We start from the raw sequence: 19,974 nt of genomic DNA on the forward strand, positions 1-19,974 counted from the left end.
CGCTGACGGCCGCAGATATGAAGAAGGAGACGTCCTCGGACGTCCCCTTCTTCATGCAGTCGTTCCGGTGTCAGCCGAACCAGATGCCCAGCTCGCGCTGAGCGGACTCGGGCGAGTCGGAGCCGTGCACGAGGTTCTGCTGCACGGCCAGGCCCCAGTCGCGGCCGAAGTCGCCGCGGATGGTGCCGGGGGCGGCGGAGGTCGGGTCGGTGGTGCCGGCGAGAGACCGGAAGCCCTCGATGACGCGGTTGCCAGCGAGGCGGATCGCGACCGACGGGCCCGACATCATGAACTCGATGAGCGGCTCGTAGAACGGCTTGCCCAGGTGCTCCTCGTAGTGCTTCGCGAGCACGTCGCGGTCGGGCTCGACCAGGCGGATGTCGACGAGGGCGTAGCCCTTCGCCTCGATGCGGGCGAGGATCGTGCCGGTCAGTCCGCGGGCGACGCCGTCGGGCTTGACGAGGACGAGGGTTTCTTCAGTGGCCATGTCTTTCGCTTCCTGTCTGAGACTCGGTGGGGTTCTGCGGCGGGGTGTGCCTGCGGTCCATCCGAGCCCCCATGATCGTCGCATAGCCCCACATGCCGCCGAAAATCAGAGCGACCAGGGCGATGGCGGGGACGAGGATCGCGGATGCCAGGACGATCCCCTGCAGAATCCAGCCGGCGACCATGGCGCCGGGGCGCGCGATGGCACCCGCCACCGCGATCAGCAGCACACCCAGCGCGACACCGCCGACGATCCCCCACCAGTCCGGGACCGTGTCCGGCAGCGCCTTGAGCCCGTAGACGGTGAGACCTGCGAGGAAGACCACGACCGACTCGAAGCCCAGCACGATCGCGCCGAGCTTCTGGGCCAGCGTGCGCGGCGCGCGCGCCTTCTGCGTACGAGCGCTCATCCGCGCCATCCGCTCTTCCAGTCCTCCTCCTCGGAGAGCAGGATCGCCTCCCCTGCGAGGTGGATCGAGCCGGCGATGATGACGGCGCGGCGCTCGGAGGCGGACGCCCACTCGCGGGCCGCATCCACGGCATCCGCAAGGGTCGGATGCACGCTGGCACGGCGCCCGCGCTCTTCGACGAGGTCGGCGAGGGCGTCGGCCTCCTCGGCGCGCACGGAGTCGACCGTGGTGGTGAACACCTCGGTGACCTCGGGCAGCAACTGATCGACGATGCCCGCGGTGTCCTTGTCGGCGAAGATGCCGAGCACCAGGCCCCACTCGTCGAAGTCGAAGCTGTCCTTCAGCGCCTGGGCGAGGGAGGCGGCGCCGTGCGGGTTGTGCGCGGCATCCACCACGACGGTCGGCGCGACGCCGAGCAGCTGCAGTCGGCCCGGAGAGGTCGATCCGTGCAGTCCGTCCGAGACGATGTCGGCGGCGATGGGCTGCTCCCCGGCTCCGATCAGCGACTCGACCGCGGCGACGGCGAGGGCGGCGTTGTGGCCCTGGTGCGCGCCGTACAGCGGCAGGTACTCGTCGGGGTACTCCCCCGCCAGGCCCCGGATGCTGATCATCTGGCCGCCCACGGCCAATGCCTGCGCGGACAGCCCGAACCGGTCGCCCTCGAAGGCGATGGTGGCGTGCTTGTCCGCGGCGAACCGCCGCAGCACGGCCTCGGCCTCCGGACGCTGCTGGGCGGAGACCACCAGTGCGCCCTCCTTGATGATGCCGGCCTTGACGGTGGCGATCTTCTCGATCGTGTCGCCGAGACGGTCGGCGTGGTCCATGTCGATGGGCGCGAACACCGCCACGTCGCCGTCGGCGGTGTTGGTGGAGTCCCACTCGCCGCCCATGCCGACCTCCAGCACCAGCACGTCGACCGGCGCGTCGGCCGCGGCCACGAACGCCAGCACGGTGAGCAGCTCGAAGAACGTCAGCGGGGCGTCGCCCGCCGCCTCGAGCTCGGCATCCACGATCGCGATGAACGGCTCGATCTCATCCCAGGCGTCGGCGATCGCGGCATCCGCGATGGGCTCGCCGTCGATCATGATGCGCTCCGTGAAGCGCTTCAGGTGCGGGCTGGTGAACAGTCCGGTGCGCAGCCCGTGGGCGCGCAGCAGGCTATCGATCATCCGGGCCGTGGACGTCTTGCCGTTGGTGCCCGTGATGTGCACCACGCGGTAGGTGCGCTGCGGGTCGTCCAGAAGCGTCAGGATGCGGGCGACCCGCTCCTTGCGAGGCTGCACCCAGCGCTCCCCCGCGCGCTCCAGGAGCTTGTCGTAGACGGCGTCGGCACGCTGGACGTCGCTCATGCGCCACCTCCGATCCTGCTGACGGCCACCGTGAACGCGTCGCGGTTGGCGTAGACGCCCTTGCCGATCTCGGCGGTGTACTCGCTGTCGGCGAGCTCGTCGCCGGCACGCAGCAGGCTGTGCTCGAGTGCGAGGGTCTCGCCGGCGACATCCGCCAGCTCGAACGCCTGCTGCACGGCATCCGCATCCGCGGCATCCGCGAACCGCAGCTGCAGGCGGATGCGGTCGCTGACGTCGAAACCGGCCTTCTTGCGGGTGTCCTGCACAGCGCGGATCACGTCGCGGGCCAGGCCCTCGGCTTCCAGCTCGGGAGTGGTGGCGGTGTCCAGCAGCACGAAGCCGCCGTCGGGCACCAGCGCCAGGGCCTCGCCCGCAGGACGCCCGGTGGTCTCCAGCACGAGTTCGTACTCCTGCGGCTCGAGCGCGACGCCGCCGGCGACGACCTGGCCCTTCCACTCCTTCCACTGCCCGGCCTTGGCGGCGGCGATCACGCGCTGCACGTCCTTGCCCAGGCGCGGACCGGCTGCGCGGGCGTTCACGCTCAGGCGGTGGCTGATGCCGTACTCGCTCGCGGTGCCCTCGCCCAGTTGCACGAACTCGACGGACTTGACGTTGAGTTCCTCGCGCAGGATGTCCTCGAACTGGCCGAGGCTCTCCGCCAGCGGCGAGACGACCGTGAGGCGCGCCAGCGGCAGGCGCACGCGCAGCTTCTCCTTCTTGCGCAGCGCGTTGCCCACGCTGGAGAGCTCGCGCACGGCGTCCATGGCGTCGCGCACGTCATCGGCGGCGGGGAACAGATCGGCATCCGGCCAGTCGGTCAGGTGCACGCTGCGTCCGCCGGTCAGGCCCTGCCAGATGCGCTCGCTGATCAGGGGCACCAGAGGGGCCGCCACGCGGGTCAGCGTCTCCAGCACCGTGTACAGCGTGTCGAAAGCCTGGGTGTCGGTGCCCTCCCAGAAGCGGTCGCGGGAGCGGCGGATGTACCAGTTGGTCAGCACCTCCGCGAAGTCGCGCAGGCGAGCGGATGCCGTGGTCGAGTCCAGGCCCTCCAGGTCGGCGCGCACCTCGCGGACCAGGTCGCCGAGTCGGGCCAGGATGTAGCGGTCCAGCACGTCCGTGGAGTCTGTGCGCCAGGTGGCCTCGTAACCGCCCTCCGTCGCAGCGTTGGCGTAGGTGGCGAAGAAGTACCACGAGTTCCACAGCGGGAGCAGGAACTCCCGCACGCCCGAGCGGATGCCCTCCTCCGTGACGGCGAGGTTGCCGCCGCGCAGCACGGAGCTGGACATCAGGAACCAGCGCATGGCGTCGGAGCCGTCGCGGTCGAGCACCTCGCTGACGTCGGGGTAGTTGCGCAGCGACTTGGACATCTTGTAGCCGTCGCTGCCCAGCACGATGCCGTGGCAGGCCACGCCGCTGAAGGCGGGGCGGTCGAACAGCGCGGTGGAGAGCGCGTGCATCACGTAGAACCAGCCGCGGGTCTGTCCGATGTACTCCACGATGAAGTCCGCGGGCGCGTGCGTGTCGAACCACTCCTGGTTCTCGAACGGGTAGTGCACCTGCGCGTACGGCATCGAGCCGGAGTCGAACCACACGTCGAAGACGTCCTCGATGCGGCGCATCGTGGACTTCCCGGTGGGGTCGTCGGGGTTCGGCCGGGTGAGCTCGTCGATGTACGGGCGGTGCAGGTCCACCTCGCCGTCGGCGTTGTGCGGCAGGCGCCCGAAATCGCGCTCCAGCTCGGCCAGCGAGCCGTACGCGTCCACGCGCGGGTGCTCCGGGTCGTCGCTCTTCCAGATCGGGATGGGCGAGCCCCAGTAGCGGTTGCGGCTGATCGACCAGTCGCGCGCGCCCTCGAGCCACTTGCCGAACTGGCCGTGCTTGACGTTCTCAGGCACCCAGGTGATCTGCTCGTTGTTCGCCAGCATCCGGTCCTTGAAGTCCGTGACGCGCACGAACCAACTGGACACGGCCTTGTAGATCAGGGGGTTCCGGCATCGCCAGCAGTGCGGGTAGGAGTGCACGTAGCTCTGCTCGCGCAGCATCCGTCCCTCGGCCTGCAGCAGCCGGATCAGCGGACGATTGGCGTCCATCCACAGCATGCCGGCGACCTCGGTGACGTTCGGCAGGAACTTTCCGCCGTCGTCGAGGGAGAGGATGGTCGGGATGCCGGCGGCGTTCGTCACGCGCTGGTCGTCCTCACCATAGGCGGGCGCCTGGTGCACGATGCCGGTGCCGTCGGTGGTCGTGACGTAGTCGTCGACGAGGATGCGCCAGGCATTCTCGGTGCCCCAGGTCTCGGTGTCGGCGTAGTAGTCGAACAGACGGTCGTAGGTGATGTCCTCGAGGTCGCGACCGAGGTGGGTGGCCTCGACGGCGGCGAGCGCGTCGGCGGCGGACTCGTAGCCGAGGTCCTTGGCGTAACCGCCCAGCAGTTCGCGCGCGATCAGGTAGCGATGCGCGGCGGTCTCGACGACATCGTCGCCCGCCACCACGTCGGCCGCGCCGTCGGGACCCGCCGGCACCACGACGTACTCGATGTCGGGCCCCACGACCAGTGCCAGGTTGGTCGGCAGGGTCCACGGCGTGGTGGTCCAGGCCAGGGCGCGCACCGCGGTGAGGCCCAGCGTCTCGGCCTTCGCACCGGTGAGCGGGAAGGTGACGGTGACCGACGGGTCCTGACGGTCCTGGTAGACGTCGTCGTCCATGCGCAGCTCGTGATTGGACAGCGGCGTCTCATCGCGCCAGCAGTACGGCAGCACGCGGTAGCCCTCATAGGCGAGGTCCTTGTCGTAGAGCGTCTTGAACGCCCACAGCACGCTCTCCATGTAGCCGAGGTCGAGCGTCTTGTAACCGCGCTCGAAGTCCACCCAGCGGGCCTGGCGGGTGACATAGTCCTGCCACTCGCGGGTGTAGGCCAGCACCGAGTCGCGCGCCTTCGCGTTGAAGACGTCGATGCCCATGTCCTCGATCTCGTGCTTCTCGGTGAGCCCGAGCTGCTTCATCGCCTCGAGCTCGGCGGGCAGACCGTGGGTGTCCCAGCCGAACACGCGGTCGACCTTCTTGCCCAGCATGGTCTGGAACCGCGGGAACAGGTCCTTGGCGTAGCCGGTGAGCAGGTGCCCGTAGTGCGGCAGTCCGTTGGCGAACGGCGGGCCGTCGTAGAAGACCCACTCCTCGGCATCCTCGCGCTGCGCGATGGACGCCCGGAAGGTGTCGTCGTTCTTCCAGAACTCGAGCACCTCGGTCTCGATCTCGGGGAATCGCGGACTCGGGGTGACGGCGGCCGGGCCGAACGCGGTGCCGGCTGTGCGCGGGTATGTCATCGTCTCTCGCAGTGGTCGTGGGCGGATGCTGCTGCGAGGACGGCCTGACGGCCGCGGTACCACCTCGCTTGACGCCTCGCGGCATCCACTCTCACTGCGGCGATGACGGGCCTGCCCCGCTCGGTTCTAGTGACCCCGCCGAAGCGAAGCGTTCTTCCGAGAGCTCCCCGGTGATGGCCGGATCAGCGCTTGTCCGGCCATTCTACGCGCATCCCGCCGCCGCTCGCTGTGCGTCACCGCCTCCGAGCGCTTCGCGCGGAGATGTGCACCAGCCGCAGACGGATGCCGCGATTCCACCCGCGCGAAGCGCACTCCTCCGCGCAAGGCGCATGGCCTCAGGCCGCGAGATGCAGTCCCTGAGCCACGGCACGCATGATGAGGTCCTGAACAGCGGGCCAATCGAACATGATCTGCGCATAGGAGACGCGGATGACGTGGAAACCGAGCAGCTTCAGTTCCGCGTGCCTGATGTCCTCGGTGCGCTGTGCGCCCACGTGATGCTTGCCGTCGATCTGCAGCACCAGTCGCGCGCCGATGAGCGCGTCGACGCGATGCCCATGGATCCAGGTCTGGATGCGCAACGGCACCTTCAACCAGCGCAGCCGGTTCCTCAGGTACGTCTCGAGACCGGCATCCGAGAATGGCGTCGCCCGGGCGAGCACTCGACGCGCTGCAGGACGCAGCGGAAGCCGTGACATGGCAGCCATCTCGACGAGCCCCTTGTTGAATGCGGAATCCCACGTGGCGAGTGCCTGCTCGAACGGTTCGCATTCCGCGATGTAGGCCAGCACGTTCTCGATCGGATCGACCAGGGCATCCGGATCCCGCGGGATCAGCGGCGCACCCCAGTGCACGCGGGCATGGGCGCCCACGTGCCCGGTCCGCGTCGTCGGCACCGCGACATGCAGCGGCCCGGAAGCGTCGTGCAACCACAGTCCGTAATGCTGAGCACCGGTGCGGCATGTGATCACGACCCCGAAGCGCGCGGCATCGTGGAACGTCCGCGGGGTCCCCTGCGCCGCCAGCCACCCTCGGCGCGGCCGAACCAGCAGCCCGCGCGCCACCGCTGCATCCACCGCGCGTCGGCCGAAACCCTGCTCGGTCACGCGCACAGCCCGCACCACCCCTCCACGATCCGAGATGAATGCCATCAACTCGTTCACATCAGTGCCCATCTCCACAGCCTGCGCGTTCGCTGCCAGCTCGGAGGTTGCAGATCCACGGATTGTGGAGAGTTCCATCCAATCCGTGATGGTGCAGGACGAATGCGTTCTCTCCTCGGCGAGCGCTTCGCGCGGAGATGTGCACCAGCCGCGGACGGATGCCGGGATTCCATCCGCGCGAAGCGCACTTCTCCGCGCCGGGCGCACAGCGGCTGACGTCGATTGTCTTAGAGTCGAGCGCATGGCCCGTCGCAGTGAGGATCTCCGCCCGCCCCTGGTCTCCGCACCGGATCTGCCGCCGCACCTGGAGTCGGCTGCGCCGAAGCGCGGTGCGGATCTGCAGGCGTCGCGGATCGAGTTGACCGGGGATGCCGACCTCTCGCACTCCACGCTGGATCAGTGCGTGCTGACAGGCAGCGCCGGTGCCCTCGAGCTGCGCGGCGCCACGCTGATGGACGTCGACCTGCAGAACGTGCAGGTCACGACACTCGCCGCACGCGAGGCGAATCTGCGGCGCGTGCGGATCACCGGTGGACGGATCGGCACGCTGGACCTCACCGACGCGCGCATCCACGAGCTGGAGCTGCAGGGTGTGCGGATCGACTACCTCACACTCGCGGGCGCGAAGGCAGTCGACGTGCTCGTGGAGCACTGCCAGATCACCACGCTGGATCTGCCGGGCTCGACGCTCACGCGCATGGCGTTCGAGGGCACCCGCTGCGACGCGTTGGGCACGCGCGGCATGCGCGCCGAGCACGTCGACCTGCGCGGCCTCGACGCCCTGGCATTCCTGGATGTGAGCTCCCTGCGCGGCACGACCCTCACCATGGCGCAGGTGGAGCAGCTGGCACCGGTGTTCGCGGCATCCGCCGGCATCTCCGTGCGCGATTGAGTCAGGCCGAGCGGTGACCACGCGAGCGCCCGACGCGGAGATGTGCACCTGGCGCGGAGGAACACTCGGATTCCGTCCGCGCGAAGCGTACTTCGGCGCGCGGGGCGCTCGGGGTGAGAGGCTGAGTCAGGCCCCGGCGGCCAGCAGCTCGCGGGTGAACGGATGCCGGGGATCGGTGAACACGTCGGTGGTCAGCCCCTGCTCCACGATGATCCCGTGCTGCATGACCAGCACGTCATCGCAGACCGAGGCGATCACGCCCAGGTCGTGCGAGACGAACACCATGGTCAGCGCGCGCTCGTCCTGCAGGCGCACCAGCAGGTCCAGCACGTGCTGCCGCACCGTGGGGTCCAGCGCTGAGACCGGTTCGTCGAGCACCAGCACCTGCGGTTCTGCGGCGAGCGCCCGGGCGATGGCGGCGCGCTGGCGCTGTCCGCCGGAGAGCTCGCGCGGGCGGCGGGATGCCAGCGCCGGGTCGAGGCCCACCTCCGTCAGCAGCTCAGCGACCCGCGCCGCACGTTCACCCCGCCGCACGCCTGCCGCCTGCAGCGCCTCGCGCAGCGAGCGTCCGATGCTCCAACGCGGGTCGAACGCCCCGAGCGGGTTCTGGTGCACGAGCTGCACGCGCTGCGGCGACGCCCACTCCAGGGCGCCGGAGTCCGGATGCTGCACCCCGACGATCATGCGCGCCAGCGTCGTCTTGCCCGAGCCGGACTCCCCCACGATCCCCAGCGTGCGGCCGGCACCGAGTGTGAAGGTCGCCTCGACGACGGCCGGACGGTCGAACGTCTTCGAGACGCTGAATGCCCGGAGCAGGGTCGCTCCCGGCCCGGGAGAGGATGCTCGTGGCGCCGGCGTGCTGGCCGCGACCAGCTGCTTCGCATACTCGGTGCGCGGGGCGCGCATCACCTCGTCGACGGTGCCCTGCTCGACGACCACCCCGGCGCGCATGACCAGCACGCGGTCGGCGACCCGGCGCACGGCGGCGAAGTCGTGGCTGATGAACACGACGGCCCTGCCGCTGTCGGCGATGCCGCGCAGCAGCGTGAGGATGCGGGCCTGCACGGTGGCATCCAGCGCGGTCGTCGCCTCATCGGCCACCAGCACCGCAGGATCCGCGGCGAGCGCCGACGCGATCAGCGCGCGCTGCTGCAGGCCTCCGGACAGCTCATGCGGGTAGCTGCGGGCTCGCCACTCCGGATCGGGCATGGATGCCTCGGAGAGCAGGTCCAGCACCCATCGCCTGCGGTTGCCGGGCCGCAGACCGTGGATCTCCATGGGCTCGGCGACCTCGTGTCCGATCCGCCGCAGCGGGTCCAGGGCCGCCAGCGCATCCTGTGAGACCAGGGCGATGCCGCGCCCGCGCAGCCTGCGCCAGCCCGCGGTGCTCAGCTGCGCAGCATCCGTCCCTGCGATCGACAGCCGCTCCACGTACGAGACCGCACCTGTCGGCAGCAGTCCCAGCAGGGCGCGGGCGGTGAGCGACTTGCCGGCGCCGGACTCGCCGACGATGGCCAGGCACTCCCCCGGCTCCGCGGTGAACGACACGTCGTCGACGACCGGGCGTCCGTCGATCGAGATGCGCAGCCCCTGCAGCTCCACGGCGCTCATGCCGCGCTTCCGTCCAGCCTGCGGCGCAGTGCGCGCCCCAGCACGGTGGCGCTGATGACGGTGAGCGTGATGGCCAGGCCGGGGAACACCGAGATCCACCATGCCTGCCCCAGCACGTTGCGCCCGCCCGAGAGCATGAGCCCCCACTCCGGGTCGGGCTCGGCCGGCCCCAGCCCCAGGAAGCTGAGGCCCGCCGCGGCGAGGATGGCCGAGCCGATGCCGATGGTGGCCAGCACGCTCAGCGCGCCCAGCACGCCGGGCACGACATGGCGGCGGAACGCCCGCATCCGCCCCACGCCGAGGATGCGCGACGCCTCGACGTACTCCGTCGAGCGCTGCGTGAGCGTCTGCGTGCGTGCCAGCCGGATGTACACCGGCACGGCGGCGATGGTCACGGCGATGGCGACGTTGACACCACCCGGGCCCAGGACGGCGACCACGATGAGGGCGACCAGGAACTCCGGGAACGCCATCAGCACATCGGTCACGCGCATGAGCCCGGCATCGACGAGTCGCGGTGCGACACCGGACAGCGCGCCGACGGCCAGCCCGATCAAGAGGGCCAGCGCGGTGGCCAGCAGGCCGATCCCCGCCGAGCGGGCCGCGCCGTGCACCACGCGGGAGAGCACGTCGCGGCCGGACTGGTCGGTGCCGAACGGGTGCGCGCCGCTGGGCGGCTGCAGCGCGGCCATGACGTCGGTCTGCAACGGGTCGTGCGCCGCCAGCAGGTCGGGGGCGAACGCGGCGACGGCGACCAGCGCGAGGAACGCCGCCGCCAGCCACAGCCCCGCCGCCCTCATCGCCGCTCCTCCGTGACCGCTCCGGCGGCCTGTTCGGCGAACACGGCACGGCTCGTGCGCAGCCGCGGATCCAGCAGCGGATGCGCGAGCTCGACCAGCGTGTTGACGATGACGAACACCAGGGCGCTCAGCATGATGATCCCGGACAGCACGGGCAGGTCGCGGTTGAGGATGGCGGCCAGCGTGATGCGTCCGAGGCCCGGGCGGGCGAACACGGTCTCCACGAGCACGGCGCCGCCCAGCAGCGAACCGGTCAAGTACGCGGCGAGAGTCAGCGCATTGGCGGCGCCGTGCCGCAGCGAGTGCCGCAGCACCAACCGCGCGGGCCCCGCGCCGCGCGCCCGCACGGTCTCGGCGAACGGCTGCCGCTCAGCCTGGTCGATGCCGTCGCGCAGCACCTGCCCGATCAGCGCCGCCACCGGCAGCGCCAGCGTCACGGCGGGCAGCACGAGCGTCGCCGGGGTTCGCGATCCCGCGACCGGGAACCAGCCCAGCCAGAACGAGAACACCGCCAGCAGCAGGATGCCGATCCAGAACACCGGCGAGGAGAGCACGACCAGCTCGAGGCCCACGACGATTCCGCGGGCGATGCCGCGGCGCGCGAACAGCGCCGCCGCCAGCGCGAGCACCACCGCGATCAGCAGCGCCAGCGCGGTCAGCTGCAGCGTGGGGCCGAGCTGGCGGCCGATGACCTCGGTCACCGGCATCCGCAGCTGGTAGGAGCGCCCGAGATCGCCGCGCAGCAGTCCGCCCAGGTACGACAGGTACTGCACGAGCGGCGGCCGGTCCAGCCCCAGATCGGCGCGGATACCGGCCTTGACCTGTTCGCTGACCTGCGACTGCGGGCCCAGCATGGCCGTGACCGCGTCGCCCGGGATGACCCGGAACGCCAGGAACGCCAGCGTCGCCGCGCCCCACAGGACGATGACGGCGGATGCGGCGATCCCGGCGATCCGGGTCAGAGCGCGTGGCACGCGGATCTCAGCCGGCGAGGCTCACGGTGTAGAACAGCGGGCGGCCGTACAGGTCGTAGGTCAGATCCTTGACGTCCTTCGATGTCGCGGTGATGGCCGAGGACACGTACAGCGGCACGATGGCCACGTTCTCGGCGTTCCACTGCTGCACCTGCTGGTAGATCTTCGCGCGCGCGGCGGGGTCGGTGGTGGACAGCCCGTCCTGCAGCAGCTTGTCCACGGCGGGATCGCTGACCACCGAGGCGTTCTGGAAACCGTCGGTGCCCAGGTGGCTGCGCAGCAGGTCGGGGTCGACACCCGAGAAGTCCCAGTCCGTGATGTCGTAGGTCCTGGGGCCGTACTGCTCGTTGTAGGCCGCGGGCTCCAGCGTCTCGCGCTTGATCTCGAAGCCGACCTTCTTCAGGTCGGACTGGATGGCGTTGGCCATGGCCGTGTGCTCGTCGGAGACCGGCGTCCAGGCGATCCAGCGTGCGGACAGGCGCGTGCCGTCCTTGGTGCGGTAACCGTCGGAGTCGCGGGTGGTCCAGCCGGCCTCGTCCAGCAGCTGGTTCGCCTTCTCGGGGTCGAAGGTCCAGGTGCCCTCGAGCGAGGCGTCGTAACCGGGCGTGGTCGGGCCGAGGATGCTCCAGGCGCGCGGGAACTGGCCGAAGAAGATCTGCTTGACGGCGGCATCCACGTCGATGGACAGTTCGAACGCGTGGCGCACGTTCTGGTCGGCGAACACGCCGTACTTCTCGTTCAGGAACAGCGAGTACGGCAGGCCCGGGTACTCCTTGGCCGTGACCGTGATGTCCTTGCCGAGGGTCTTGACCGCGCTCGGCGGCAGATTGCTCGCGATCTGCGCCTCACCCGAGCCCACCACGCCGGCACGGACGGATGCCTCCGGCAGCAGCTCCACGCGCAGCGTCTTCACCTTCGGGGCCTTGGCGCCGTCGGGACCCCACGCGTAGTCGTCGTTGCGGGTGTAGACGATCTCCTGGTTCGCGGTGTACGAGGTCATCGTGAACGGTCCGGTGCCGACGTTGACGTCGGGGCCGCCGGCCTTGATCTGATCGCCCGCGCTCTTGATCACCTTCGGCGACCAGAACCCCAGCTGCGTGGTGCTGGCGGCCTGCAGGAACGGGGCGTAGGGCTTCGTGAAGTCGACCTCGACGGTGTGCGGGTCGATGACCTTCGTGCCGGCGTACAGGTCGCCGCCGAGCATGGCGGCGGCCTGTGCGGACTCCGTCTTGGGGTCGACGATGCGGTCGAAGTTGGCCTTCACCGCGGCCGCGTCGAACACGGTCCCGTCGGTGAAGGTCACGTCGTCGCGCAGCGTGAACGTGTAGATCTTTCCGTCGTCGGAGACCTTCCAGCTCTTGGCCAGCCACGGCGAGAACGTACCGTCGGCCTCCTGGTAGACCAGCGAGTCCAGCACCTGGCGCTGCACCATGGCTGTGGAGTCGAGCTGGCTGGACTGCGGGTCCATCTTGCCGTTGGAGAGGTTGGCGCCCTCGATGGCCCAGGTGATCTCGGCATCCGGATTCGCACCGGATTTCGCGCCGGAATCGGATGCCGGACCGGCGCACGCGCTGAGCACCAGAGCGGATGCTGCGGCGAGAGCGGCCAGGGGAAGAAGACGGCGCACGGGAAGAGAAGGCATTCGGGGACCTCGGAAGAGTGCGGGAAAAGGGGTGTGCCTCCATCGTACCGGCGGTTCTTGGACGCGGTCGATCTACGCGCCCTCCAGATTCAGCCGATAGAATCTCCCCACAACCCACACTCAGGCACGCTCACACAGTGCCGCACACATTGCTCAAGGAGACCTTCATGTCCGCCATCCCCGACAAGCCCGCACTCGAAGGTCTCGAAGCGAAGTGGGGTGAGCGCTGGAACGAGCAGGGGACCTTCCTGTTCGATCGCGCCAAGGCCACGGCGTCCGGCCGCACGGGCGTCTATTCCATCGACACTCCCCCGCCCACGGCATCCGGCAGCCTGCACATCGGCCACGTGTTCTCGTACACGCACACCGACATCAAGGCGCGCTTCGAGCGCATGCGCGGCAAGAACGTGTTCTACCCGATGGGCTGGGATGACAACGGCCTGCCCACCGAGCGTCGCGTGCAGAACTACTACGGCGTGCGCTGCGACCCCTCCCTTCCCTACGACCCCGACTTCACCCCGCCGTTCCACGGCGACGCGAAGAGCCTGAAGCCGGCCGATCAGCTGCCCATCAGCCGCCGCAACTTCATCGAGCTGTGCGAAGAGCTCACCATCGAGGATGAGAAGCAGTTCGAAGCGCTGTTCCGCCAGCTGGGCCTCAGCGTGGACTGGACGCAGACCTACCGCACCATCTCCGACGACACCATCCGGCAGAGCCAGCTGGCGTTCCTGCGCGGGCTGGAGCGCGGCGAGGCGTACCAGTCGCTGGCGCCCACGCTGTGGGACATCGACTTCCGCTCCGCCATCGCGCAGGCCGAGCTCGAGGACCGCGAGCAGCAGGCCGCGTACCACCGGCTGGCGTTCCACAAGAGCGACGGCTCCGGCGACATCCACATCGAGACCACCCGCCCCGAGCTGCTGGCGGCCTGCGTGGCGCTGGTCGCGCACCCCGACGATGAGCGCTACCAGCCGTACTTCGGGTCCACCGTGCGCACCCCGATCTTCGATGTCGAGGTGCCCGTGCTGGCGCACCACCTCGCGCAGCCCGACAAGGGCTCCGGCATCGCCATGATCTGCACCTTCGGCGACGTGACCGACATCGTGTGGTGGCGCGAGCTGGACCTGCCCAACCGCACCATCCTCGGCAAGGACGGCCGCGTGCTGGCCGATGCTCCCGAGGCGATCACCTCGGATGCCGGTCGCGACGCGTACGCGCAGCTGGCCGGCAAGACCGTGTTCAGCGCCCGCAAGGCGATCGTGGAGCTGCTGGGCGAATCGGGCGAGCTCATCGAGGTGGGCAAGCCCTTCAGCCACGCCGTGAAGTTCTTCGAGAAGGGCGACCGCCCGCTGGAGATCGTCTCCACGCGCCAGTGGTACATCCGCAACGGCGCCCGCGACGAGCAGCTGCGCGACCAGCTGCTGGAGAACGGCCGGAAGATGTCCTGGCACCCCGACTTCATGCGCGTGCGCTATGAGAACTGGGTGGGCGGGCTCACCGGCGATTGGCTGGTGTCGCGCCAGCGCTTCTTCGGCGTGCCGATCCCGATCTGGTACGGCCTCGACGAGAACGGCGAGCGCGACTACGACCGTGTGCTGACCCCGTCGCACGAGGAGCTGCCGATCGACCCGACCAGCTCCGTGCCCGCCGGCTACACCGAGGAGCAGCGCGGCATGCCCGGCGGCTTCGTGGCCGAGCAGGACATCTTCGACACCTGGGCCACCTCCTCGCTCACCCCGCAGCTGGCCGGCGGCTGGCAGCGCGACGAGGAGCTGTGGAACACGGTGGCGCCGTTCGACCTGCGCCCGCAGGGCCAGGACATCATCCGCACCTGGCTGTTCTCCACCATGCTGCGCTCCACCGAGGAGGACCAGCGCGCGCCGTGGGCAAACGCCGCCATCTCCGGCTTCATCGTGGACCCCGACCGCAAGAAGATGTCCAAGTCCAAGGGCAACGTGGTCACCCCCGCCGACATCCTCGACAAGCACGGATCGGATGCCGTGCGGTACTGGTCGGCGTCCAGCCGGCTGGGCATGGATGCGGCGTTCGACCCGCAGAACCCCACACAGGTGAAGATCGGCCGCCGCCTGGCGATCAAGATCCTCAACGCGGCGAAGTTCGTGCTGTCGTTCCCCGTCCCGGAGGGCGCGCAGATCACGCATGCCCTGGATGCCTCGATGCTGGCCACCCTCGACCAGGTGGTGCGCGAGGCCACGGCCGCGTACGAGAACTACGACCAGGCCAAGGCGCTGGAGGTCACCGAGTCGTTCTTCTGGACGTTCTGCGACGACTACCTGGAGCTCGTGAAGGAGCGCGCCTACGACCAGACCGACGTGGGACAGGCATCCGCTGCGCTCGCGCTGCGCCTGGCGCTGTCGACGCTGCTGCGGCTGCTGGCCCCGATCATCTCGTTCGCGACCGAGGAGGCGTGGAGCTGGTTCGAGGAGGGCTCGATCCACACCGCCGCGTGGCCCGTCGCGCTCGAGATCGAGGGCGACACGGCTGTGCTCGCCACCGCCAGTGAGGCGCTGATCGGCATCCGCCGAGCCAAGACCGAGGCCAAGGCCTCGCAGAAGACGCCCGTCGCCACGGCGACCATCTCCGCGCCCGCCGCGAAGCTCGAGGCGCTGCGTGCGGCCGCCGACGACCTGCGCGCCGTGGGCCGCATCTCCGAGCTCGCCTTCGCGGAGGCCGAAGAGCTGGCCGTCACGGCCATCGAGCTGGCCCCGGTTCCGGAGGCGTGATGCAGCTCGGCACGCGCTGGGCCGTGGGCGCTGAGCCCCCGGCATCCGTCCCTGCGGCCCTCCGCCCGGCGATCGCCGAGGTGGAGGGCCGGGGGCTGACGGGCCACTGGACCCTGACCTGGCTGGAGGGGCGCCCGCTGGCGGAGCTGGATGCCGGGTGGGAGGTCCTGCTCACGGCATCCGGCGAGGTCATCGCCCGTCCCTTCGAGGACTGAGCCCGGCGCTGGTCACTGCCTGTCGGGGCGGACCAGCGGCAGGAACACGTCGTCGACGATCTCGTCGATCACCTCGTCCGGCAGGGGCGCCGCGGTGATGAGCATCTCGTGGCGGAACAGGTCGACGGCAACCGACCGCACCCTCGAGGTGAGCTTCGCGGCGTCCGCTTCGCCTCGCGCGACGGCTCGCTCCAGGATGGTGTCGATGGGTCCGCCGCCACGCGGCCCCAGCGCCCGCTCGCGCACGTCGCCGAACGTGCGGCCAGAATCGGCGTAGTAGGCGCCCATCAGCACGCTCATCAGGGGTGCGATCGATCCGCGCAGCCGGTTCGACCGCCGAAGAACCTCGATCATGTCCCCACGCAGGCTGCCGGTGTCCGGCGGAGTCACCTCGCGGCCCTGATTCAGGCCGGTCGCGATCGCGGCCTCCAGAAGGTCGTCCCGATCGGGCCAGCGCCGGTAGATCACCGACCGGCTGGTGCCCGCCCGTTCGGCGACCGCGTCGATCGTGAACGCGTTGTAGCCACGATCGACCAACTGCGCCCAGGCCGCGGCGAGGATCGCATCCTCGAGCTCCTGCCCGCGGCGACGCTTCATCGGCTTTTCAAGATCCATTTGTGTATCTTATCCGACGCGCGTACACTCCGAGAACTGTAGATACAGTCATGTATCTTAAGTGGAGGAGCTCCCATGACTTCCCCCGCAGCGCCGACCGTGCCGCGCAGCGCCATCGTCTCGGCCCTGGTCCTGATCACCGGTGCACTGCCGGTCATCTTCGACAGCACCATCATGAGCGTCTCGCTGGCCACGCTCGCGACCGATCTCGCCGTTCCCGTCAGCACCATCCAGTGGGTGACCACGGCGTATCTGCTCGCCCTGGGCGTCGCCATCCCCATCGTCGGCTGGGCGCAGGCGCGGCTCGGCGGGAAACGCCTCTGGATGCTCGCCCTGACCCTCTTCCTGCTGGCCTCGATCGCGTGCAGCATGGCCTGGGATGCCCCCAGCCTGATCGCCTTCCGCGTCGTGCAGGGCATCGGCGGCGGGCTGATGATGCCGCTGATGGCCCCCCTGGCGGTGCAGCAGGTGCCGCCCGGGGCCGCCCTCGGCCGCCTGATGGCGATGGTCAGCCTGCCGGCAGCACTCGGCCCCATCATCGGACCGACGCTCGGCGGACTCATCCTCACCTGGTTCGACTGGCACGGGATCTTCTGGGTGAATGTGCCGTTCTGCCTGATCGGGCTCGTCCTGGCATGGCGGTTCCTGCCGTCCGACCCGCCACGGGGCCGCTTCCCCCTCGACTGGGTGGGCATGGTGCTCGTCTCGCCGGCCCTGGTCGGCATCCTGTACGGGCTCTCGAACGTCAGCCAGGTCGGCGGCTTCTCGCGTCTGGATGTCTGGGCGCCCGTCGTCGCCGGGATCGTGCTGGCCGTGGCGTTCGTGCTCCGCCAGGTGCGCCGACCCGCCAACGCGCTGATCGACATGGGTCTGCTGCGACGGAGGACGGTGGCGACCTCGAGCGCGGCCCTCTTCCTGTCCGGCGCCGCCCTCTACGGGTCGATGCTGCTGCTGCCGCTCTACTTCCAGATCGTCCGCGGCACGGACGTGCTCGCGGCGGCCCTGCTGCTGATACCCCAGGGCGTCGGAGCACTGCTCAGCCGCGTGCTCGCCGGGCGGCTGACCGACGCCCTCGGCGCGCGCAGCGTGGCGATCGCCGGGTTCGTCGTCATGGGCCTGGCCACCGTCCCGTTCGCCGTCGCGGACTCCACCACGAGCATGATCTGGCTGATGATCGCACTGGTGTTGCGCGGCTTCGGCATGGGCGCGCTGATGATCCCGATGATGTCCGTCGCCTTCGTCGGCCTCGAACGCGACCAGGTGCCGCACGCGAGCATCATCACCCGACTGGCGCAGCAGCTCGGCGGCTCCTTCGGCACGGCACTGCTCGCCGTGATCCTCGAGGCGACGACGCACGGCGCGACGGGCCTCGCCGGCCTGGCATCCGGCTTCGACACGGCATTCTGGTGGGCGGTCGGGTTCACCGTGGTGGCCGTGGGCGTCTGCCTGGTGCTGCCGGGGCGGACGACGCCGGTCACGTCGGGCGCTCCTGCCGCGGCCGGGTCGAGGCACTGAGGCGATGAGTCGCTCACAGGGACCGCTACCGCGGTCGCGACCCCAGGGAGAGCAGGGCGACGTCGAGTGCACGCGGATCGCGCTTGCGCACCCGCTGCTCACGCAGCATGTCGAGCGCGATCTCGTGGCGCTCGGCGCGGCGTTCGCGACGGTGCTCGGCGTACGAGGTGATGGTGGCGGCAAGACGCAGCAGCCCACGCTCGAGGGCGGTCGGCGCGGCGAGGTGAAGCACGGCGGCGGTCATGGTCACTCCTGGTTCGGGACGCCGCGGCTGCCGGCCGCGGGAAGATCGAAGATCTCGGCGCGCAGGGACACGCGCCGGGTGCCGGGCTGTGACTCCTGGCCGCGATACCGCTCGACGACGGCATCGACGAGGTCGGAGAGCTCCTGGCGCACCTCGAGCATCTGCTCGGGCGTGAGATCGAGCATCGTGGTCATCACGAGCCCGGCATCCCGCCACTCCTCCGGCTGATCGGCCGTGGGGCGGTTGAGGTAGTCCATCAGCGTCTGGTGCCGCAGGCGGAAGAACTCGGAGGTGACGATCTGCGCTGCCGCACGATTGGCCGGCGACATCGTGTCGTCGGGACCGGGGAGGTTGATGCGCCCCTTCGGGCGCTCCCACCAGCGCTCGCGGGCTGTGCCGCGATCCGGGACCTCGCGGATGAGGTCCTTCGCGGCCAACGCCCTCAGGTGGTAGCTGGTCGCGCCGGAGGTCTCGCCGATGATCGCGGCCAGGGTGCTCGCGGTCTGCGGCCCTCGCTCGCTGAGCAGGTCGTAGATGCGAACCCGCAGTGGGTGCGCCAGCGCCTTCAGCGCCCCGGCATCCAGCGTCCGTCCCTCATCGTTCTCCGTCATGCATGCAAAGATACTCTTGCAAGCATTTCTTTGCAACTACTTCTTTGCATGAAATTCTTTGCAGAGACTCTTCTGCGCTCCGTCGCCCCGCCCATGATGCCGAAACCCCTCACGAATGCCGAGACCCCTCCGCAGCGACGTCGACCACGAGGGGTCTCGACGATGCGGAGGGGTCTCGGGGTGACGTGGACGCGTCAGCTCACGGCATCCCGGGCCGCGACGAACGCCGTGACGCAGCGCTCCACCTGCTCGGGCGTGTGCGCGGCCGACAGCTGCACGCGGATGCGCGCCAGCCCTCGCGGCACCACCGGGAAGCTGAACGCCGTGACATACACGCCGTGCTTCTGCATCTCGGCCGCGATGCGGGCCGTCAGCGCCGCGTCGCCGAACATGACGGGCACGATGGGGTGCTCCCCCGGCTGCAGCGTGAAGCCCTCCTCGGTCATACGGGAGCGGAACAGCTCCGCATTGGACCGCAGGCGGGCGCGCAGGTCGGCGGAGCCCTCCACGAGATCCAGGGCGGTCAGCGTGCCGGCCACGATCGCGGGCGCCAGCGTGTTCGAGAACAGGTACGGACGGGAGCGCTGGCGCAGCAGGGCGACGATGTCGCGGTGCGAGGCGACGTACCCGCCGGACGCGCCGCCGAGCGCCTTGCCGAAGGTGCCGGTGTAGATGTCCACACGGTCGCTGACCCCGCACAGTTCGGGGGTGCCTCGGCCGTTGTCGCCGATGAAGCCCACGGCGTGCGAGTCGTCGACGAAGACCAGCGCGTCGTACTTCTCGGCCAGGTCGCAGATCTCGGGCAGCTTTGCGATGTAGCCGTCCATCGAGAACACGCCGTCGGTGACGATCACGCGGAAGCGGGCGTCCGCGGCATCCTTCAGCTGCTGCTCGAGGTCGGCCATGTCGCTGTTGCGGTAGCGGTAGCGCTGGGCCTTGGACAGGCGGATGCCGTCGATGATCGACGCGTGGTTCAGCTCGTCCGAGATGATGGCGTCCTCGGCCGAGAACAGCGTCTCGAACACGCCGCCGTTGGCATCGAAGCAGGACGAGTACAGGATGGCGTCCTCGGTGCCGAGGAACGCCGCCAACCGCCGCTCCAGCTCCAGGTGCTGCTCCTGCGTGCCGCAGATGAAGCGCACGCTGGCCATGCCGTAGCCCCACTCGTCCAGGGCGCCCTTCGCGGCAGCGAGGATGCGCGGGTCGTCGGCGAGGCCCAGGTAGTTGTTGGCGCAGAAGTTGAGCACCTCGGCGCCGTCCGCGGTGATCTCGGCGCTCTGCGGGCCGCGGATGCCGCGCTCGTGCTTGGTGAGCCCTGCCTCTTCGATGCCGGCGAGCTCGGCGGCCAGGTGGTCCTTGAAGGTGGTGTACATCGCGGTGCTC

General features: G+C 69.7%; 17 protein-coding genes. 4 read left to right on the forward strand and 13 right to left on the reverse strand.

The annotated features are described in order from the left end of the window. Positions 1 to 70 precede the first annotated feature (70 nt). The 5 genes from ndk to Q0568_RS12990 all read right to left on the reverse strand — a co-directional run bounded on the left by ndk (position 71) and on the right by Q0568_RS12990 (position 6,743). Positions 71 to 487: a nucleoside-diphosphate kinase gene (gene ndk, locus Q0568_RS12970; protein ID WP_298867178.1), complete on the reverse strand. Its 417-nt coding sequence runs from the start codon at positions 485 to 487 to the stop codon at positions 71 to 73. Then, complete coding sequence (locus Q0568_RS12975) at positions 477 to 896, reverse strand: DUF4233 domain-containing protein (protein ID WP_298867180.1); 420 nt, start codon at positions 894 to 896, stop codon at positions 477 to 479. The genes ndk and Q0568_RS12975 overlap by 11 nt, the downstream gene beginning before the upstream one ends. After that, positions 893 to 2,245 (reverse strand): folylpolyglutamate synthase/dihydrofolate synthase family protein, encoded by a 1,353-nt coding sequence (locus Q0568_RS12980; protein WP_298867182.1) that lies wholly within the window; start codon positions 2,243 to 2,245, stop codon positions 893 to 895. Before Q0568_RS12980 ends, Q0568_RS12975 begins: the two co-directional genes overlap by 4 nt. Then, complete coding sequence (ileS, locus tag Q0568_RS12985; protein ID WP_298867185.1) at positions 2,242 to 5,568, reverse strand: isoleucine--tRNA ligase; 3,327 nt, start codon at positions 5,566 to 5,568, stop codon at positions 2,242 to 2,244. The genes Q0568_RS12980 and ileS overlap by 4 nt, the downstream gene beginning before the upstream one ends. Positions 5,569 to 5,903: 335 nt before the next feature. Continuing rightward, positions 5,904 to 6,743, reverse strand: a complete 840-nt coding sequence (locus Q0568_RS12990; protein WP_298867188.1) for a DUF559 domain-containing protein — start codon at positions 6,741 to 6,743, stop codon at positions 5,904 to 5,906. Between the two features lie 229 nt (positions 6,744 to 6,972). Between Q0568_RS12990 and Q0568_RS12995 the strand changes: the two genes are divergently transcribed. Next, complete coding sequence (locus Q0568_RS12995) at positions 6,973 to 7,623, forward strand: pentapeptide repeat-containing protein (RefSeq protein ID WP_298867190.1); 651 nt, start codon at positions 6,973 to 6,975, stop codon at positions 7,621 to 7,623. 126 nt (positions 7,624 to 7,749) lie between these two features. Here the strand turns inward: Q0568_RS12995 and Q0568_RS13000 are convergent, their stop codons facing one another. From Q0568_RS13000 to Q0568_RS13015, 4 genes are read right to left on the reverse strand one after another with little or no spacing between them, the layout of a single operon-like run. Further along, the gene (locus tag Q0568_RS13000) at positions 7,750 to 9,234 is read right to left on the reverse strand and encodes an ABC transporter ATP-binding protein (RefSeq protein ID WP_298867192.1); all 1,485 of its coding nucleotides are present in this window, start codon (positions 9,232 to 9,234) and stop codon (positions 7,750 to 7,752) included. Continuing rightward, positions 9,231 to 10,034 carry an ABC transporter permease gene (locus tag Q0568_RS13005; protein ID WP_298867196.1) on the reverse strand — a complete coding sequence of 268 codons (804 nt, stop codon included), beginning with the start codon at positions 10,032 to 10,034 and terminating at the stop codon, positions 9,231 to 9,233. Before Q0568_RS13005 ends, Q0568_RS13000 begins: the two co-directional genes overlap by 4 nt. Continuing rightward, entirely contained in the window at positions 10,031 to 11,008 is a 978-nt protein-coding gene (locus Q0568_RS13010; protein WP_298867199.1) for an ABC transporter permease, read from the reverse strand. The genes Q0568_RS13005 and Q0568_RS13010 overlap by 4 nt, the downstream gene beginning before the upstream one ends. Positions 11,009 to 11,015: 7 nt before the next feature. Further along, entirely contained in the window at positions 11,016 to 12,650 is a 1,635-nt protein-coding gene (locus tag Q0568_RS13015; RefSeq protein WP_298867201.1) for an ABC transporter substrate-binding protein, read from the reverse strand. Between the two features lie 167 nt (positions 12,651 to 12,817). Between Q0568_RS13015 and valS the strand changes: the two genes are divergently transcribed. Beyond that, positions 12,818 to 15,391, forward strand: coding sequence for a valine--tRNA ligase (gene valS / locus Q0568_RS13020; protein WP_298867203.1), 2,574 nt, complete (start codon positions 12,818 to 12,820; stop codon positions 15,389 to 15,391). Next, positions 15,391 to 15,606: a hypothetical protein gene (locus Q0568_RS13025; protein WP_298867205.1), complete on the forward strand. Its 216-nt coding sequence runs from the start codon at positions 15,391 to 15,393 to the stop codon at positions 15,604 to 15,606. Before valS ends, Q0568_RS13025 begins: the two co-directional genes overlap by 1 nt. A 12-nt stretch (positions 15,607 to 15,618) precedes the next feature. On the opposite strand, the gene Q0568_RS13030 is transcribed toward Q0568_RS13025, so the two are convergent. Continuing rightward, a complete protein-coding gene (locus tag Q0568_RS13030) occupies positions 15,619 to 16,221 on the reverse strand; it encodes a TetR/AcrR family transcriptional regulator (protein WP_298867207.1) in 603 nt (200 codons plus the stop codon). A 75-nt stretch (positions 16,222 to 16,296) separates the two neighbouring features. Here Q0568_RS13030 and Q0568_RS13035 point away from each other — a divergent pair, with 75 nt between their 5' ends. After that, positions 16,297 to 17,736 (forward strand): MDR family MFS transporter, encoded by a 1,440-nt coding sequence (locus Q0568_RS13035; protein WP_298867209.1) that lies wholly within the window; start codon positions 16,297 to 16,299, stop codon positions 17,734 to 17,736. 25 nt (positions 17,737 to 17,761) lie between these two features. Here the strand turns inward: Q0568_RS13035 and Q0568_RS13040 are convergent, their stop codons facing one another. From Q0568_RS13040 to Q0568_RS13050, 3 genes are all read right to left on the reverse strand, one after another. Continuing rightward, positions 17,762 to 17,980, reverse strand: a complete 219-nt coding sequence (locus Q0568_RS13040) for a hypothetical protein (RefSeq protein WP_298867211.1) — start codon at positions 17,978 to 17,980, stop codon at positions 17,762 to 17,764. Between the two features lie 2 nt (positions 17,981 to 17,982). Beyond that, positions 17,983 to 18,591, reverse strand: a complete 609-nt coding sequence (locus Q0568_RS13045) for a helix-turn-helix domain-containing protein (protein WP_298867214.1) — start codon at positions 18,589 to 18,591, stop codon at positions 17,983 to 17,985. 194 nt (positions 18,592 to 18,785) lie between these two features. Beyond that, positions 18,786 to 19,964, reverse strand: coding sequence for a glycine C-acetyltransferase (locus Q0568_RS13050; RefSeq protein WP_298867216.1), 1,179 nt, complete (start codon positions 19,962 to 19,964; stop codon positions 18,786 to 18,788). Positions 19,965 to 19,974 lie beyond the last annotated feature (10 nt).

It is taken from the genome of uncultured Microbacterium sp., from assembly GCF_937927635.1.
Lineage (GTDB): Bacteria > Actinomycetota > Actinomycetes > Actinomycetales > Microbacteriaceae > Microbacterium.

What these genes read in the sequence shown, in the direction of transcription:
- Q0568_RS12995 (WP_298867190.1), top strand. Translation starts at nt 6,973, where the DNA reads ATGGCCCGTCGCAGTGAGGATCTCCGCCCGCCCCTGGTCTCCGCACCG.
- ileS (WP_298867185.1), bottom strand. Translation starts at nt 5,568, where the DNA reads ATGACATACCCGCGCACAGCCGGCACCGCGTTCGGCCCGGCCGCCGTC.
- Q0568_RS13040 (WP_298867211.1), bottom strand. Translation starts at nt 17,980, where the DNA reads ATGACCGCCGCCGTGCTTCACCTCGCCGCGCCGACCGCCCTCGAGCGT.
- Q0568_RS13045 (WP_298867214.1), bottom strand. Translation starts at nt 18,591, where the DNA reads ATGACGGAGAACGATGAGGGACGGACGCTGGATGCCGGGGCGCTGAAG.
- Q0568_RS13000 (WP_298867192.1), bottom strand. Translation starts at nt 9,234, where the DNA reads ATGAGCGCCGTGGAGCTGCAGGGGCTGCGCATCTCGATCGACGGACGC.
- Q0568_RS12990 (WP_298867188.1), bottom strand. Translation starts at nt 6,743, where the DNA reads ATGGGCACTGATGTGAACGAGTTGATGGCATTCATCTCGGATCGTGGA.
- Q0568_RS13015 (WP_298867201.1), bottom strand. Translation starts at nt 12,650, where the DNA reads ATGCCTTCTCTTCCCGTGCGCCGTCTTCTTCCCCTGGCCGCTCTCGCC.
- Q0568_RS13030 (WP_298867207.1), bottom strand. Translation starts at nt 16,221, where the DNA reads ATGGATCTTGAAAAGCCGATGAAGCGTCGCCGCGGGCAGGAGCTCGAG.
- Q0568_RS13035 (WP_298867209.1), top strand. Translation starts at nt 16,297, where the DNA reads ATGACTTCCCCCGCAGCGCCGACCGTGCCGCGCAGCGCCATCGTCTCG.
- Q0568_RS12975 (WP_298867180.1), bottom strand. Translation starts at nt 896, where the DNA reads ATGAGCGCTCGTACGCAGAAGGCGCGCGCGCCGCGCACGCTGGCCCAG.
- valS (WP_298867203.1), top strand. Translation starts at nt 12,818, where the DNA reads ATGTCCGCCATCCCCGACAAGCCCGCACTCGAAGGTCTCGAAGCGAAG.
- ndk (WP_298867178.1), bottom strand. Translation starts at nt 487, where the DNA reads ATGGCCACTGAAGAAACCCTCGTCCTCGTCAAGCCCGACGGCGTCGCC.
- Q0568_RS13005 (WP_298867196.1), bottom strand. Translation starts at nt 10,034, where the DNA reads ATGAGGGCGGCGGGGCTGTGGCTGGCGGCGGCGTTCCTCGCGCTGGTC.
- Q0568_RS13050 (WP_298867216.1), bottom strand. Translation starts at nt 19,964, where the DNA reads ATGTACACCACCTTCAAGGACCACCTGGCCGCCGAGCTCGCCGGCATC.
- Q0568_RS12980 (WP_298867182.1), bottom strand. Translation starts at nt 2,245, where the DNA reads ATGAGCGACGTCCAGCGTGCCGACGCCGTCTACGACAAGCTCCTGGAG.
- Q0568_RS13025 (WP_298867205.1), top strand. Translation starts at nt 15,391, where the DNA reads ATGCAGCTCGGCACGCGCTGGGCCGTGGGCGCTGAGCCCCCGGCATCC.